Annotated in this window: 13 protein-coding genes; 5 read left to right on the top strand and 8 right to left on the bottom strand. The window is 41.5% G+C overall.

Annotation, left to right across the window (positions count from 1 at the left end; all coding sequences use genetic code 11):
* Window positions 1-10: 10 nt before the first annotated feature.
* The 3 genes from J5566_RS03535 to J5566_RS03545 all read right to left on the bottom strand — a co-directional run bounded on the left by J5566_RS03535 (window position 11) and on the right by J5566_RS03545 (window position 4,275).
* On the bottom strand, window positions 11-2,695 hold the full coding sequence (locus J5566_RS03535) for a cation-translocating P-type ATPase (protein ID WP_208562102.1): 2,685 nt from the start codon (window positions 2,693-2,695) through the stop codon (window positions 11-13).
* 295 nt (window positions 2,696-2,990) lie between these two features.
* Window positions 2,991-3,380: a DUF1934 domain-containing protein gene (locus tag J5566_RS03540; protein WP_158454318.1), complete on the bottom strand. Its 390-nt coding sequence runs from the start codon at window positions 3,378-3,380 to the stop codon at window positions 2,991-2,993.
* Window position 3,381: 1 nt separating this feature from the next.
* Window positions 3,382-4,275: a sulfite exporter TauE/SafE family protein gene (locus J5566_RS03545; protein WP_208562103.1), complete on the bottom strand. Its 894-nt coding sequence runs from the start codon at window positions 4,273-4,275 to the stop codon at window positions 3,382-3,384.
* A gap of 97 nt (window positions 4,276-4,372) precedes the next feature.
* On the opposite strand from J5566_RS03545, the gene J5566_RS03550 reads away from it, so the two are divergent.
* From J5566_RS03550 to J5566_RS03570, 5 genes are read left to right on the top strand one after another with little or no spacing between them, the layout of a single operon-like run.
* The gene (locus J5566_RS03550; protein ID WP_208562104.1) at window positions 4,373-5,686 is read left to right on the top strand and encodes an HD domain-containing protein; all 1,314 of its coding nucleotides are present in this window, start codon (window positions 4,373-4,375) and stop codon (window positions 5,684-5,686) included.
* Window positions 5,676-6,485, top strand: a complete 810-nt coding sequence (gene yidA, locus J5566_RS03555) for a sugar-phosphatase (RefSeq protein ID WP_208562105.1) — start codon at window positions 5,676-5,678, stop codon at window positions 6,483-6,485. The genes J5566_RS03550 and yidA overlap by 11 nt, the downstream gene beginning before the upstream one ends.
* The gene (locus tag J5566_RS03560) at window positions 6,485-7,702 is read left to right on the top strand and encodes an aminoacyltransferase (protein ID WP_208562106.1); all 1,218 of its coding nucleotides are present in this window, start codon (window positions 6,485-6,487) and stop codon (window positions 7,700-7,702) included. Before yidA ends, J5566_RS03560 begins: the two co-directional genes overlap by 1 nt.
* Window positions 7,702-8,940 (top strand): aminoacyltransferase, encoded by a 1,239-nt coding sequence (locus tag J5566_RS03565; protein WP_208562107.1) that lies wholly within the window; start codon window positions 7,702-7,704, stop codon window positions 8,938-8,940. The genes J5566_RS03560 and J5566_RS03565 overlap by 1 nt, the downstream gene beginning before the upstream one ends.
* Before the next feature lie 10 nt (window positions 8,941-8,950).
* Complete coding sequence (locus J5566_RS03570) at window positions 8,951-10,189, top strand: aminoacyltransferase (RefSeq protein ID WP_208562108.1); 1,239 nt, start codon at window positions 8,951-8,953, stop codon at window positions 10,187-10,189.
* 143 nt (window positions 10,190-10,332) lie between these two features.
* Here the strand turns inward: J5566_RS03570 and J5566_RS03575 are convergent, their stop codons facing one another.
* The 5 genes from J5566_RS03575 to J5566_RS03595 all read right to left on the bottom strand — a co-directional run bounded on the left by J5566_RS03575 (window position 10,333) and on the right by J5566_RS03595 (window position 16,164).
* Complete coding sequence (locus tag J5566_RS03575; protein WP_208562109.1) at window positions 10,333-11,958, bottom strand: putative polysaccharide biosynthesis protein; 1,626 nt, start codon at window positions 11,956-11,958, stop codon at window positions 10,333-10,335.
* 395 nt (window positions 11,959-12,353) lie between these two features.
* Window positions 12,354-13,106, bottom strand: a complete 753-nt coding sequence (gene tpiA / locus J5566_RS03580; RefSeq protein ID WP_004298713.1) for a triose-phosphate isomerase — start codon at window positions 13,104-13,106, stop codon at window positions 12,354-12,356.
* A 173-nt stretch (window positions 13,107-13,279) separates the two neighbouring features.
* The gene (gene tuf, locus J5566_RS03585; protein ID WP_024531546.1) at window positions 13,280-14,476 is read right to left on the bottom strand and encodes an elongation factor Tu; all 1,197 of its coding nucleotides are present in this window, start codon (window positions 14,474-14,476) and stop codon (window positions 13,280-13,282) included.
* A gap of 253 nt (window positions 14,477-14,729) precedes the next feature.
* Complete coding sequence (locus J5566_RS03590) at window positions 14,730-15,671, bottom strand: anti sigma factor C-terminal domain-containing protein (RefSeq protein ID WP_208562110.1); 942 nt, start codon at window positions 15,669-15,671, stop codon at window positions 14,730-14,732.
* Window positions 15,631-16,164 carry an RNA polymerase sigma factor gene (locus J5566_RS03595; RefSeq protein ID WP_348002275.1) on the bottom strand — a complete coding sequence of 178 codons (534 nt, stop codon included), beginning with the start codon at window positions 16,162-16,164 and terminating at the stop codon, window positions 15,631-15,633. Before J5566_RS03595 ends, J5566_RS03590 begins: the two co-directional genes overlap by 41 nt.
* Between the last annotated feature and the right edge of the window lie 25 nt (window positions 16,165-16,189).

A 16,189-nucleotide genomic window follows, 5' to 3' on the forward strand; every position in this document is an offset into this window, starting at 1 on the left:
TTATGTATTCTTAGATCGCTTTTTCATCCAAGCCCATTTTACGTTGTACAAATTTGACAATTTCAACAACGACAACCATGAGACCTGAACCAATAATGGCTACCAACCATTGAGTTGGTGTCAAGATTGAAACCTTGAAGAAGGTATTGAATCCTGGAATTACCAAGGTTGCCATCAAGAGCAAGAAGGCAGCTACGATAGACCAGTTAAAGAGTTTATTCTTAAATGGACCAACGGTAAAGATAGATTGGTAAACAGACTTAACGTTGAAGGCATGCACCAACTGGATCAAACCAAGCGTCAAGTAAGACATAGTAAGAGCATCTGCGTGGATTTCAGCATAGGTACTATGCTCTGGATAGAGAAGAGCATAGCCGTAAACACCCAAGACAAGAGCTGTTTGAAGAATACCTTGGTAGACGATAGAGCTCAAGACACCACCTGAGAAGAAGCTTGAGTTACGACCACGAGGTTTGTGCTGCATGACACCTGGCTCAGCAGGTTCAACACCAAGGGCGATAGCTGGAAGTGTATCTGTTACCAAGTTAATCCAAAGAAGATGAACTGGTTCCAATACATCCCAGCCAAAGAGGGTTGCAAGGAAGATACACAATACTTCAGCTGTGTTAGCTGACAAGAGATATTGGATGGTTTTTTGGATGTTTGAGAAGACCTTACGTCCTTCTTCCACCGCAACGATAATAGTCGCAAAGTTGTCATCTGCAAGGACCATATCAGAGGCACCTTTAGAAACTTCCGTACCTGTGATACCCATACCGATACCGATGTCGGCTGTCTTAAGTGATGGCGCATCGTTTACACCATCACCTGTCATGGCAACAACCTTACCGTCATTCTGCCAAGCCTTAACGATACGAACCTTGTGTTCCGGAGATACACGAGCATATACAGAATATTGTTTAAAGACTTTTTGGAATTCTTCATCTGTCAATTCATTGAGCTCTGCACCTGTAAATACATGGTCTTCTGTATCGTTTGGATCGATGATACCAAGACGTTTTGCAATCGCCTCAGCTGTATCTTGGTGGTCACCTGTAATCATGATTGGACGGATACCTGCCTCCTTAGCGACACGAACAGCTTCTGCTGCTTCAGGACGCTCAGGGTCAATCATACCAACCAATCCTGAGAAGACTAGGTCATTTTCAAGGACTTCAGATTCCAATTCAGGAATAGCATCCACATACTTGTAAGCCATCATCAAGACACGGAGAGCTTGCTTAGCCAACTCTTTGTTTGTTGCAAGGATAGCTTGCTTATCCGCATCAGTAATCGGACGAACTGTACCGTTTTCTTCAATTTGCGTTACACGTTTCAACAACTGATCTGGAGCACCTTTCACAGCTACGAAGAAGTTTCCAGCAGCTTGCTGATGAATGGTTGACATCAATTTACGTGTTGAGTCAAATGGCAATTCAGCCACACGAGGCTCAGAAACCAAGACTTCACGAACGTCAAAGTTTTGATCCAAACCAAATTGAACAAGTGCCGTTTCAGTTGGGTCACCAATCAATTTACCTGTTGGGTCAACTTTCGTATCGTTGGCAAAGTTCATAACACGAAGCGTTGTATTGCTTGCGTCCAAAGCTTCTTTAGCATCCACCAATTGGCCGTTTGTATAGACTTTCTCAACCGTCATCTGGTTCATGGTCAAGGTACCAGTCTTATCGGATGCAATGATTTCAGTCGAACCAAGTGTTTCAACGGCTGGCAACTTACGAATGATAGAGTTCCGTTTTGCCAAGACCTGTGTACCAAGAGAAAGGACAACAGTTACGATTGCTGGCAAACCTTCTGGAATAGCCGCAACCGCAAGGGCTACAGATGTCATAAGAGCAGGCAAGATACCTTCGCCACGTACAAATACTGAAACAGCCATTGTAATCACAGCGATGACCAATACTGCATAAGTCAAGACCTTAGACAATTGGTGCAAGTTTTGTTTCAACGGTGTGTCTGTCTCATCTGCATTGGCAAGCATGCCTGCGATGTGCCCAACTTCCGTGTACATACCTGTGTTTGTAACCACACCAAGACCTCGTCCGTAAGTAACGTTTGAGTTTTGGTAAGCCATATTGACACGGTCACCGATTGGTGCATCTTCAGCCAAAATTGCTGACAAGTCTTTATCAACTGGGACAGATTCACCTGTAAGAGCAGCTTCCTCAATCTTCAGTGAGTTAGCTTCTAGCAAGCGCATATCCGCTGGAACAACGTCACCTGCCTCAAGCAAGACGATATCACCTGGAACCAAGTCTTTCGAATCAACCTCTACAACGTGACCATCACGAAGAGCACGCGCAACAGGACTAGACATGTTCTTAAGAGCTTCGATTGCCGCTTCTGCCTGACCTTCTTGGTAAACACCGAAGGCCGCATTCAAGATAACAACCGCTAAGATGATAATAGCATCCGTCAAACCGTGTGAACCCTCTGTAATCACTGTTAGGATTGCAGCCGCAATCAAAATAATGATCATCAAGTCCTTGAACTGATCCAAGAATTTGGCTAAGAGTGTACGCTTTTCACCCTCATCCAATTCATTACGACCATAGTCCGCTAGACGTTTGCTAGCTTCGCTGCTAGACAAACCATCTAAAGAAGACTCCATGCTTGACAATACTTGCTCTTCGCTTTGTGTATAAAACAAATCGCGTTTTTGTTCTTTTGACAATTTCCTTCTCCTTTTCGGTCCCTTTTCTACCTTTTTCAATAAAAAAGAGACCTGTTTTTATTAAAACAAGTCTCGCTATTTAATATATTGCCGGAAACAAGTCGGATTGACGACAATATCACGGATGTCCTCTTCTCTCACCTTTTTCACAATTCCTGACTTTTCATCACTGATAAACAGGTTGCTCTATAAAGATGATGGAAAAAGCGAAATCCGCTAGCTACTCCCTCGATTTGTCACCTATCATAACAAAATTAGAGCAAAATTTCAAGAATTTTTCCTTTTTGGAAACGTTTTAATCTCCCCAAGAAATCTCCATCTGATAGCGGGCAAAGACTTGATCCCTCTCTAAAGGTCGCAATTCATAGGACAAAGCCAATTTTCCAGCCTCTGGCTCAAATTGATAGCGGTCTGTTTTTGTGACAAAGTGCTGAATTCCCATCGGAGTCGGAATGGTTACGATAGCTTCTTGCTGAACCAAGAAACGCATGATTGATTTTGGATTTGAAAATCGCGTCATGGTCAGCTCATCCCTTGTCATTTTCAAAACAACCTTTTCTTCTTCTTCATTTTGATAATGAAGATAAAGAGAGCCATTTTTTTCTGTCAATTCGACTGGAAAAACTTGATGTACCACCTCTGTCTGGTCATCCAATTGAATCTGATTCAGTAACCGGATCTGCATCTTATACCTCTTTCTTTGCCTGTTGAATAAAAGATGAACGTAGCAAGGTCATACCCGTATAGATTGCAATAAAGACCACTAATATTTTCAAATTATTAATATCCAGGCTCGAAAGGAAAAAGGCCGCTGTCAGAACCCCCAAGACCCCTCCGACAATAATCCCCGGAACACCTGGCCAAGAAACCCGACCCGATTGAATGAATTGCTTGGTCCCAGCAGACAACATCATGGCAGCATTCAACATCATAACCGGAAGAGCAACTGCTGGACTAATCCCCATTAGGGAGAAGAAAATCAATTCTGGAGCATAATTTCCCAAGCCCATGCTGAGCAACATCCCAATTAAGAAATCAAATCCAATTCCAACTAGCAACTTCCAACCTGTTAATCCACGAACATCTGTCCCCAAATCTGCACCAGGATTCGTTACCATTCGATAAACCATGATTCCCGCCGCAACAATGAGTAAGACCCCCAAGACCCGCTGAACCTTCTTGGTATCCCAGTTTTGGGTCACACGCGCACCGACAGAAGCCCCAAAAAAGGAAGAGATAGCAAGAGGGACAAGGGTGGTCATCTCCACCTCTACAATGGTAATGAACAGTAGAGCTTCCAACAAGATTGGGATGATATGGGCCGTCGTCATAGTGGCTGGGATACGTCGATCTTCCTCCACCAGTTTGGTTGCCTTAAAGAGACTGGTTGTCGTCGCAAAGGTGCCAATCCCCAAGGTATCGAGCAAGTCCGTCACAAAACCGATTCCAAAACCTGTCCAAAATCGGTCCGTCATCGAAACCTTATGCTGGCGCATATATGAAACAATCAAGTACAAAATCCAAACAATCATCGCAATCAAAATCATTTGGATAAGGGTCAATATCATCTTTTCAGTCATTTCTTTATTATAATCCAAACCAAGAAAAAGGTAAATACCCGCCCCCAAAAAAGGTTTATAGAAGAAGAATGAAGCAGATTTTGATATAATGGAAGGTATGATTGAAAAAGTTTTTCGAGATCCAGTACATAACTACATTCATGTTGATCACGAATTGATCTACAATCTGATCAACATACGTGAGTTTCAGCGTTTACGCCGTATCAAGCAACTTGGAACAACCTCCTATACCTTCCATGGAGGAGAGCATAGTCGTTTTTCTCATTGCTTAGGTGTCTATGAAATTGCTAGAAGAATCACGCAAAAATTCGAGGATAACTATGCCCATATTTGGGATGCAGGAGAGTCCCTCTTAACCATGACAGCGGCCCTCTTACACGATTTGGGGCACGGGGCCTATTCGCATACGTTTGAACGATTATTTGATACCGACCATGAGGAAATGACCTGTCAAATCATCCTGTCACCAGATACGGAAATCAATGCACTCCTATTGCAGATTTCGCCAGATTTTCCAGAAAAAGTAGCAAGTGTCATCCGACATACCTATCCTAACAAACAGGTGGTCCAACTGATTTCCAGCCAAATTGATGTCGATCGTATGGACTATCTCTTACGTGATTCCTACTTTACAGGCACCAACTATGGGGAGTTTGATTTGACCCGCATTCTCCGCGTCATCTGCCCAACTCCGCAAGGAATCGCCTTCAAGGAATCAGGTATGCACGCTGTGGAAGACTATGTCCTTAGTCGCTATCAGATGTACATGCAGGTCTATTTCCATCCAGCCAGTCGCTCCATGGAAGTGCTGCTGCAAAACCTTTTAAAGCGAGCAAAAATTCTCTACCCCGTTGAAAAACAGTTTTTCCAATTAACATCTCCGAGACTGATTCCCTTTTTCGAACATCAGTTTGATTTAGAGGACTACTTGGCCTTGGATGATGGGGTTATGAACACCTATTTCCAATCCTGGATCAATGGACCTGACCGAACACTTTCAGACCTAGCTCAACGTTATATTAATCGCAAGGTCTTTAAGTCCATTACCTTTAAGGCAGAGCAGGAAGAGGAACTTGATTCTCTCCGACACCTGGTCGCAGATGTGGGATTTGATCCCGAATACTACTCGGCTATCCACCATAATTTTGACCTGCCTTACGATATTTATCGACCAAATGACCAGAAAAAACGGACCCAGATTGAAATCATGCGAAAAGATGGTAGCCTTGTCGAGCTTTCGCAATTGTCTCCAATCGTAGCCTCACTGTCTGGTACAGTGCACGGTGACAGCCGCTTTTATTTCCCTAAGGAAATGTTGGATGAAGCAGGGATTTTTTCCCATTACAACCAAGACTTCATCAGTCATATTCACAACGACCAATTTATCAAAGGAAACGATCATGAGCATTAAACTCGTTGCTGTCGATATAGATGGCACTTTACTCAATAGCCAACACCAAATCACACCTGATGTCAAGCAAGCCATCCAAGAAGCAAAGGAAGCCGGCGTCAAGATTGTCATTGCAACAGGACGCCCTATTTCTGGCGTACACCATATTTTAGAAGAATTGCAGCTCAACCAAGCTGGCGACTTCGTCATTACCTTTAACGGTAGCTTAGTACAAGATGCCCATACTGGTGAGGACCTGGTTAAAAACACCCTGTCCTATCAAGACTACTTGGACTTGGTTCACCTTTCCAATACACTCTCCCTTCCAATGCATGCCAGCACCAAGGAAGGTCTGTTTACTGCCAACCGTAATATCGGAAAGTACACAGTCTATGAGTCTACCTTGGTCAATGCACCGATTTTCTATCGGACTCCTGAAGAAATGACGGACAAGGAAATTATTAAGGTCATGATGGTGGATGAGCCTGAGCGGCTCGATAGAGCTCTTGAAACCATTCCAGCAGCCTTCTTTGATCGCTTTACGATTGCCAAGTCAGCCCCATTTTATCTGGAGTTCACACCAAAACAAGCCAATAAGGGATTGGCCATTATCGCGTTAGCTCAAACATTAGGCTTAACCATGGACCAAACCATGGCCATTGGTGACCAGGAAAATGACCGACCAATGTTAGAAGTTGTTGGCCATCCAGTTGTCATGGAAAACGGAAGCGATTCTGTCAAAGCAATCGCCAAAACCATTACCAAATCAAACGATGAACATGGTGTTGCACACGCCATTAGAGAGTGGGTATTAAACTAATGTACACCTATAAAATTGGCATTCCTGCCCAAGAACACGATGAATTTGCAAAACAATCGTCCCAAGTCAACCTCTTGCAAAGCAGCAACTGGGCTGCGATTAAAGACAGTTGGGGCAATGAGCGCTTGGGATTCTACCAAGATGGCAGTTTAGTGGCCGTTGCTTCTGTCCTAATCCGCCCCTTACCTGCTGGCTTTAGCATGCTCTATATTCCACGTGGCCCGATTATGGACTACTCAAACCAAGACTTGGTTCAATTTGTCCTTGCTTCTCTAAAAAAATTCGGTAAAACCAAGCGAGCCCTCTTCATTAAATTTGACCCAGCTCTCCTACTCAAACAGTATAAAATTGGGCAAGAAGTTGAAGAAAACCCTACAACCCTTGCACAGCTGTCAATTCTCCAAAAGGCAGGTGCTGAATGGACAGGACGGACTCAGGATATGGCACAAAGTATCCAACCCCGCTTCCAAGCCAATATCCACAGGGACTACTTTTCCGACGAAACTCTGTCGAAAAGCACACGCCAAACCATTCGCACATCCTTGAATAAAGGACTTGTAGTTCAAGTTGGGGGCATCGAATGGCTAGATGAATTTGCTGCACTCATGAAAAAAACTGAGAAACGCAAATCGATCTCTCTGAGAGATAAAGCTTATTATGAAAAAATACTGACAACATATCCAAAGCATTCTTTTATCACCATTACGCAACTGGATTTAGACAAACGCCACAACACCCTCCTTGCCCAAAAGGAAAAGTTAGCACAAGAAGCTCTCAAATTTACAGAAAAGACCAAGCCAGGTAAACGAGCCCAACATCGGGAAGACACAGAAAAAACATTAGAAGAACTGGCATTCCTGGGAAAGAAATTAGCTGAGGGTCATCACCTTGCCTCTCTCGCTGCAACACTTTCAGTTGATTTTGGCCCAACTTCTGACAATCTCTATGCTGGAATGGATGAAGAATATCGCCGTTACCAACCTGCCATTCTGACTTGGTATGAAACAGCAAGACAGGCGTTTAATCGCGGTGCCTCATGGCAAAATATGGGAGGGATTGAAAACCAACTAGATGGTGGGCTCTTTAGTTATAAATCAAAATTCAACCCTCTCATTGAAGAGTATCTTGGGGAATTTACCGTCCCAGTAAATCACTTCCTCTACAAATTAACAACCACCGCCTATACAATCCGAAAAAAATTAAGGAGTAAACACTAATGACATTTAGGACTATTAGCAAAGAAGAATTTCTGGAACATTGTCAGCTGGCAACCAGTAAATCATTTTTGCAGTCACCTGAAATGGCTACTCTATTAGAGAAACGAGGCTTTACGGTCTCCTTTCTTGGTCTTTGGAATCCTCAACAAGAGTTAGTTATCTCCGCCCTCATCTATACCAAGAAAATGTTTGGGGGGATTTACATGGAGCTAAATGCTGGTCCTGTGTCAACAGATGATAACTATTTACCTGAATTTTATAAGCATTTAAAAGAGTATGCAACCACAAACGGTGTCCTAGAGCTAGTTGTAAAACCAGCTCAAGATTATCAGCAATTTGATAGCGATGGCCAGCCAACCAGTTCAGAAAATCAAGAAGGAATTACTTATTTAACCAATCTAGGCTATCAACATGACGGTCTTAAAACAGGCTATCCGGGTGGAGAGCCTGACTGGCATTATGTAAAAGATTTGACGGGTATCCAGTCCGAGAACTTGATTGCTTCTTTCAGTAAAAAAGGGCGCCCAATCATGAAAAAAGTCCACAGCTTTAACATGAAAATACGACCCCTAAAACGTGACGAACTCCACATTTTCAAGGAAATTACTAGCTCCACATCTGAACGTCGTGAGTATGCCGATAAAGGGCTTGCTTATTACCTAGACTTTTATGATAGTTTTGGTTCGTCTGCTGAATTCATGGTTGCCACCCTCAATTTTCAGGAATACCTCCAGCTTCTGATGCAGGAACAAACAACAATCCAGGCTGAAATGGAAGAAATCTTCGCTGTACATGGTCCTCAACCTGATAGCGTCAAACCAAAAACTAAGCTGAAAAATCTCATTAAACAACTAGATGCTCTTCAACAACGGATAGAAGAAACCAATGGTTTCCTCCAAAAGTACGGTCCTAAAGATGTCGTTCTTGCAGGAAGTCTATTCATCTATACACCACAAGAAGCCGTCTATCTCTTCAGCGGTTCCTATACGGAGTTCAATAAATTCTATGCACCTTTCCTACTGCAGGAACATGTGATGTTGGAAGCCATCAACCGTCAGATTAACTTTTACAATTTCCTTGGTATTATGGGAGAATTTGACGGCAGCGATGGCGTTCTACGATTTAAACAGAATTTCAATGGATACGTTGTTCGGAAAATGGGAACTTTCCACTTTTATCCACAGCCACTAAAATACAAGACGATTCAAATACTAAAAAAATTATTGAGACGTTCATAAAGGGAAACTTATGACTTTTACATTATTAACCGAACATGAATTTGAAACCTTTGTCCATTCTCAACCCAAGACAAGTTTCGAGCAGTCACTTGAAATGGCAAAATTACGACAAAACCGCAGATACAAGGTCCAGTTTCTTGGATTCAAAAATGGAACTGGAGAAGTGACGGTTGCCGCACTTGCCTACTCACAAAAACTCTTTGGCGGAATCAAGATGGAAATTTATTGGGGACCCGTTTACACCTCTTCCTCCTATCTGGCTAGCTTTTTAAAGGAGTTAAAACACTATGTAAAAAAGCAGAATGTTCTGGAACTGTCCATTATTCCGAATGAAGTCTATCAACTATTTGATAACAACGGAGAAGCTATTAGTCAAAAAAATGACGAACTCTTGTCCGTCTATCAAACCTGTGGGTTTACTCATCAAGGATTCCAAACTGGCTATGACGGTAGTCAATTATTTTGGCAATATGCAAAAGACCTTTCTCATCTGACTCTCGAAAACCTGCGAAAATCTTACACCAAAAAAGGAATACCTTTAGCCAATAAAACAGCCAGCTTTGGTATAAAGCTAAAAAAATTAGAAAGAAGCGAACTGCACCTTTTTAAGGACATTACCACTGCTACCTCTCAGCGTCGTAACTATGCTGATAAGAGTTTAGAATATTACCAACTCTTCTTTGATGCATTTGGAGATTGTGCCGAGTTTATGTTGGCAACAATCAATTTTTTAGAATATTACTCCAATTTGGACAAAGAGCAGCAAAAATTAGCACAGAAAATTGAACAATTAAAAGCCGATTTAGATGTTAATCCTGCCTCTGTCAAAAAACAAAACAAACTCCGAGAATATACCGATCAATTCAATACATTTACCACACGTAAAGAGGAAGCACAAGAATTGATCAACCAATATGGAGAGCAGGATACCCCTCTTGCAGCCAGTCTCTTTGTCTATACTCCACAAGAGGCTGTCTACCTCTACAGTGGATCTTATACTGAATTTAACCGTTTCTACGCCCCAGTTGCCTTGCAGGAACATGTCATGCGAACAGCAATTTCAAAAGAAATTCCTTTCTACAACCTCCTTGGTATCACTGGTCAATTTGATGGTAGTGATGGTGTTTTACGATTCAAACAAAACTTTAACGGCTACATCATCCGCAAGATGGGAACCTTCCTTCATCACCCATTCCCCATTAAATACCGTCTGATACAAGTATTGAAAAAAATACTGGGACGGCGATAAAAACAGCCAATAATAAAACTCATCAGTAGTTACTCTCTAGCTCTAAATTATTTATTTACTAATTCATACTTTCAGCCTAAAAAATAAGCTTGAACACATCGTTCAAGCTTATTTTTATGATTTGATATGATGGAATAATAATCCTAAAGATGAAGTTTCTGTCTAAGAGTATGGGCACGTTCTCCAATCAATAAATCGAGCTGGCGAGTTTTCAATCCCAAAACAATAAAAACCAATCCCCCAATGCTACCTGAAACCATAATATGAACAAAACTGGAAAAATAACCCGTGACTGGAATGATTCCATTAAGGAAGAATTCTACTACCCACACGCACGCTCCCATCAGGAGACTAATCCATATGATACTACTGTTGTTTTGTTTTAGAGAATCTATATCAAACGGAACTGCCTGATGAATACACCTATAAAACAAGACCAGGGTGACTGCTAGACCAATCGCTGTTGAAATCAAGGAACCATATACTTGGAACAAGTAGATACTAGGAATTTGTATAAGTAATTTGACAGCAAATCCAATTCCAAAATAGATTAGTCCTTTTTTCTTCTGGAAAACTGCTTGAATTGCAATTCCAAATACGGCATAGAGTCCTTGTAGGAAAATCAACAAAAGATTGGCAACAAAGAGATGGATAGCTACATCTTCTGATTGACCATAAAAAATTGTATAGAGAGGTTTGGCCAAAAGAACCGCCCCAAGAATGACCGGAGTCACAAAGATAAACATCATTTGTAAATTGCTGGATATGAGACGAGCAGTTTCTTTAAAATCCTTCTGAATATAACTCTCTGTAATCAATAAAAATGCAACACCACTAATCGAATTAGCAATGCCAATAATCAACATCGTAATCTTACTTGGATTTGCCACTAGATAAGAGTACAGAGTCAGCAGCCTTTCTCCCGTAAGGTCGGTAAACTGCTTCATAGTATTGATAAAAGTCAGTTGGTCAACAAATTGATACAACTGGATAATCATACCAAGTATGATTATCGGAACAGCTTCCTTCAAGGTTTCAATGATCAATACTTTGATATTGACTTCCACAGAAGTTGGCTTTTTCTGCAAGATTTTTTTCAAATGCCCCGATTTTTGAAGCTCAATCACTAAAACAATCACACTTGCAAGCATACCAATGAATGCGGCAAAGGTTGATTGAGTGACAGCATCTAGATAGTTTCCTGAACCCATCTTCATAATGGCATAAGTTGTAGAAAGAATCCATACAACACGCACAATTTGTTCTACAATCATACTAATGGCAAATGGACGCATATCATGGTAGCCTTGGAAAAATCCTCGAATGATGCTCATTGCTGGGAAGATAAATAAAGGCGGAACCAAACTATACATAATAGGAATAAGATCCGTAGGTTCACCTGAAGCAGCCGATAATAATGGAGACGAAATAAACATTAGGACTGCTGAAAAAGCACCCATCACCAGCATGAATTTTAAAAATTCTCTTACTAGGTAGTAAGAAATATCCTGCCTCCCCTTAGCATTATATTGAGTGATTTGCTTTGCTACCGCTGTTGGAATACCAATCGTTGAAAAAGATAAGAAATTAGCATAGACTTGATATCCCATACTGAACAAGGCGTTAGCTTCTGATTTGTATTCTCCCATCCAAATAAGCCAAGGGATAATATAGATAATACCTAATAACCTACTGATGATATTTCCCGCAGTAATCCAGATGGCTCCCTTCACCATCTTCTCCTGACGTTGATTATTTACTTCTGACATTATTTACTTTCCTCACTTGTATAACTCCTACATTATAAACTTTTTCAACAAACTTGTAAATTAGCAACATAATAATCCAGACATGTGCACTTTACTAAGAACTGATCGTATCTTACATATCAATTACGAATTCCATATCAATCTATTTATTTACAATTGAAGTCTTATTATGTTTCCGACTCCATTTAGAAAACACTACTTTACTTTTTAAATAACTTTAAACAAATATTTACTAAGTAATAAAAAACTTATCAAATAAAAAAGAAATGGATTATTTTTGAGCTAATCAAAAAAACTATGAAAAAGGGTTTAGTTCTGAACTATTCAGAACCAAACCCAAACAATACTTAATCAGCTAGCCATAGTAGAAACAGCTCACTTATGATTATTATTAATTAGAAGTTCAAAAGTGCCAAGAAGCTTTCAGCTTCAAGTGAAGCACCACCAACAAGGGCACCGTCAACGTCTGGACAAGCCATGTATTCAGCAACGTTTGAAGGGTTTACAGAACCACCGTATTGAACGCGAACCTTGTCAGCCACTTCTTGACCGAAGTCAGCTGCAACAACGTCACGAACTGCTTTACACATGTTTTGTGCATCATCTTTAGTAGCTGATTTACCAGTACCGATTGCCCAGATTGGCTCATAAGCGATAACAAGTGATGCTACTTGTTCAGCAGTCAAGTCTTTCAAAGCTGCAGAAACTTGTGCACCTACGAATTCCACTGCTTTACCAGCTTCATAGGTTTCAAGTGACTCACCACAGCAGATGATTGGAGTCAAACCGTTGCGGAAGATAGCGTGAGCTTTTTTGTTGATGTCTTCATCAGTTTCATGGAAGTAATCACGACGCTCTGAGTGACCGATAACAACGTAGTTAACGCCCATTTCAGCCAATACTTTTGGAGATGTTTCACCAGTGAAGGCACCTGCATCTTCAAAGTAGCAGTTTTGAGCAGCAACTTTCAATTCAGAATCTTTAGCGAACCACAAAAGAGCGTTCAAATCTACAGCTGGAGCTGCGATAGCTGCTTCAATCTTGTCGCCTGCAGGCAATTTCCCTGCAATTGCCTCAACGAAAGCTTGTGCTTCTTGAGGATTTTTGTTCATTTTCCAGTTTCCTGCAATGATTGGTTTACGTGACATTTCACATACCTCTTCTTTTTTATTTTACAAAGCCCATTATAGCATAAAATCAGGCAAGGATAAAGCATTTCCGTGCATTTTATGAATACTTACAGAAAAACTCTCTACCCGAAAGTAGAGAGTTACAATTTAGTTGTCTGACTATAATTGTTATTTCTGGGAACTCAATCGAATTAAGCTTCGATTTCTGTAACCATACCTGAACCAACAGTACGTCCACCTTCACGGATAGAGAAAGTAGTACCTTGTTCAACGGCGATTGGGTGGATCAATTCAACGTCGATAGTAACGTTATCACCAGGCATTACCATTTCAGTACCTTCTGGCAATTTGATTGAACCAGTTACGTCAGTTGTACGGAAGTAGAACTGTGGACGGTAGTTGTCGAAGAATGGAGTGTGACGTCCACCTTCTTCTTTAGTAAGGATGTAAACTTCACCTTTGAATTTAGTGTGTGGGTTGATAGAACCTGGTTTAGAGATAACTTGACCACGTTCGATTTCATCACGTTGAACACCACGAAGAAGCACACCAACGTTATCGCCGGCAAGACCTTCGTCAAGTTGTTTACGGAACATTTCAACACCAGTTACAACTGCTTTAGATTTTTCTTCTTGAAGACCAACGATTTCGATTTCGTCGTTGACACGAACTGTACCACGGTCGATACGTCCTGAAGCTACAGTACCACGACCAGTGATTGAGAATACGTCCTCGACTGGAAGCAACAATGGTTTGTCAGTGTCGCGTTCTGGTTCTGGAATGTACTCATCAACAGTGTTCATCAATTCCATAACGATGTCTTCGTATTTAGCGTCACCTTCAAGGGCTTTAAGAGCTGAACCTTGGATAACTGGAAGATCATCACCTGGGAAATCGTATTCTGAAAGAAGGTCACGGATTTCCATTTCAACCAACTCAAGCAATTCTTCGTCGTCAACCAAGTCAACTTTGTTCATGAAGACGATAAGGTGTTTAACACCAACCTGACGTGAAAGAAGGATGTGCTCACGAGTTTGTGGCATTGGACCGTCAGTTGAAGCTACTACAAGGATCGCACCGTCCATCTGAGCGGCACCAGTGATCATGTTTTTAACGTAGTCCGCGTGTCCTGGAGCGTCGATGTGAGCGTAGTGGCGTTTTTCAGTTTCGTACTCAACGTGTGCAGTGTTGATAGTGATACCGCGCTCGCGCTCTTCTGGAGCAGCATCGATAGACGCATAGTCTTTAGGTTGGTTAACTGATGAAGGCAAGCGACGTGCCAATACAGTTGTGATAGCTGCAGTCAAAGTAGTTTTACCGTGGTCAACGTGTCCAATTGTACCAATGTTAACGTGGGGTTTACTACGATCGTATTTTTCTTTTGCCATTTTGGTAAAAGCCTCCAATAAAATATATTTTATAGATAGACAGTAGGCAATACGGTCTAACTTTACCTTACTATTCTATCAAATTGTAGCAGAAATGCAAGCATTTTCTATCGTTTTTTAATTTATTGCCGATTCCTGCTAGCCGGCTTCCAACTTTCTGGATGAATATTTCGCATTTCCAAATCACAATTGAGTAAAAATATAACTACCCTACTTATTCCAATAGTACAAACTACCCCTTCAACCATACTTTCTATTCTCCAACTAGTTGATAATATGGTTGGTTTTGTATGCTAGCTCCGATACTGGCTGCGTAAATCCAATCTTGACCGACTAGCTCTGCCATGTCTTCTGCTCTGCCTGTCAAAATTATGCCTGCAAAGCGTGTCTTACTACCATCTTGGTTTTCAGCAATGAATTGCTTGATTTCCTGGTCGATCCCCTCTTCCTTGTAATATGATTGTAGGTCTTCGGATTGTAAATTGGTGAGAAACTGTTGGTATTCTGTTTGAAAGCCCATCATTTTCTCTTTGTTAAACCAGACACGTTGGTAGCTTTTTAGACCATATAAGTCTGCCGGCCCTGCCCACATATCGTAATTGGACAGCGGTCCAATCCAGTACCAGTTAATCGATAGTGCTTCTGGAATCTTGTCTTGGATTTCAGAAAAGGTATAGCCCTGATCAAAAGTAATGGCTACTTCAACCAACTGGCCTTGCATTTGACTGGTGTAGGCAAGGTCCTGATGTGGTGGCATCTGTTCTGCCATTTCCGCATCCACACTAAAGAATTGGGGGTATTTTTGCCGCAAACCGTAAGTTGAATAATAACCAAATGCGTCAACAACCTCTTCTCTTGCTAGGTCAATCGTATGCTGGCCGATGGAGTAGGCTCCCTCAAAAGACTCGTAGGGCACCTCAATTCCTGCTAAGGTTTTGTAGCGATCGGCTCGGAAGGTTCCCGAAAACGGACTAATTGCGTTGGTAGCCCACCGATCAAACTGAATATTAGGATAGGCAATATTGGACAAGTTATACACATAATCTTGCAGTTGGTCACGATGTCTAGTGGCTAGGGTTTTTCCGATGGTGTAGAGGGAATAAAGACTAGCGCATACCACAAAAAAACTGACCAGGAGGATCTTCAAATTTAACCTACGATTTTTCTTCTTTGCTAATAATTCTAATGCTTCCATTTCCAAATCCTTTCTCTTCTAATTGTTTTTTTAGCTTTTTCCTACTCCGAAAGAGACTAACCTTGACCTTACTTAGTCCCCATCCTAAGAGAGCTGCGATTTCCTTTTGGGAAAAGCCCTGAAAGTACATCAAGTCAAGGAGCAATTGATCTTGCTTGGGCAGACGAACTACAATTTCTTTTAGTTCTTCATAACAGGCATTCTCAAAAGGAGCAAGAGCTTGCTCTCCCAAAAACGAAGCCTGCAAGAGTTCCATATAGCGAACCTGCCGACGGTATTTGTCTATATAGCGCCGAATGGAAGATCGGTACATCCATGCTCGCAACTTCTCCTGGCGAATGGTAGTCGGAATTTCCAGCAATTTTACGAAAACATCTTGCACCACATCTTCTGCCTGTTCTGGAGGAATGCCTGACTTGACCAAATAGGCAATGATTTCCTTGGCAAAGCCAATCAATTCTGTTTCATAGGAATCCAGTTTCAGTATCGCCACCTCCTTTTCGCTAGCTTCCTTTCAC

This window comes from Streptococcus suis (genome assembly GCF_017601095.1).
In the GTDB taxonomy this organism is placed as follows: domain Bacteria; phylum Bacillota; class Bacilli; order Lactobacillales; family Streptococcaceae; genus Streptococcus; species Streptococcus suis_Z.

Coding starts and splice junctions, on each gene's coding strand:
- J5566_RS03540 (WP_158454318.1), bottom strand. CDS start 3,380: ATGCAGATCCGGTTACTGAATCAGATTCAATTGGATGACCAGACAGAG.
- J5566_RS03545 (WP_208562103.1), bottom strand. CDS start 4,275: ATGACTGAAAAGATGATATTGACCCTTATCCAAATGATTTTGATTGCG.
- J5566_RS03550 (WP_208562104.1), top strand. CDS start 4,373: ATGATTGAAAAAGTTTTTCGAGATCCAGTACATAACTACATTCATGTT.
- yidA (WP_208562105.1), top strand. CDS start 5,676: ATGAGCATTAAACTCGTTGCTGTCGATATAGATGGCACTTTACTCAAT.
- J5566_RS03560 (WP_208562106.1), top strand. CDS start 6,485: ATGTACACCTATAAAATTGGCATTCCTGCCCAAGAACACGATGAATTT.
- J5566_RS03565 (WP_208562107.1), top strand. CDS start 7,702: ATGACATTTAGGACTATTAGCAAAGAAGAATTTCTGGAACATTGTCAG.
- J5566_RS03570 (WP_208562108.1), top strand. CDS start 8,951: ATGACTTTTACATTATTAACCGAACATGAATTTGAAACCTTTGTCCAT.
- J5566_RS03575 (WP_208562109.1), bottom strand. CDS start 11,958: ATGTCAGAAGTAAATAATCAACGTCAGGAGAAGATGGTGAAGGGAGCC.
- tpiA (WP_004298713.1), bottom strand. CDS start 13,106: ATGTCACGTAAACCAATCATTGCAGGAAACTGGAAAATGAACAAAAAT.
- tuf (WP_024531546.1), bottom strand. CDS start 14,476: ATGGCAAAAGAAAAATACGATCGTAGTAAACCCCACGTTAACATTGGT.
- J5566_RS03590 (WP_208562110.1), bottom strand. CDS start 15,671: ATGGAAGCATTAGAATTATTAGCAAAGAAGAAAAATCGTAGGTTAAAT.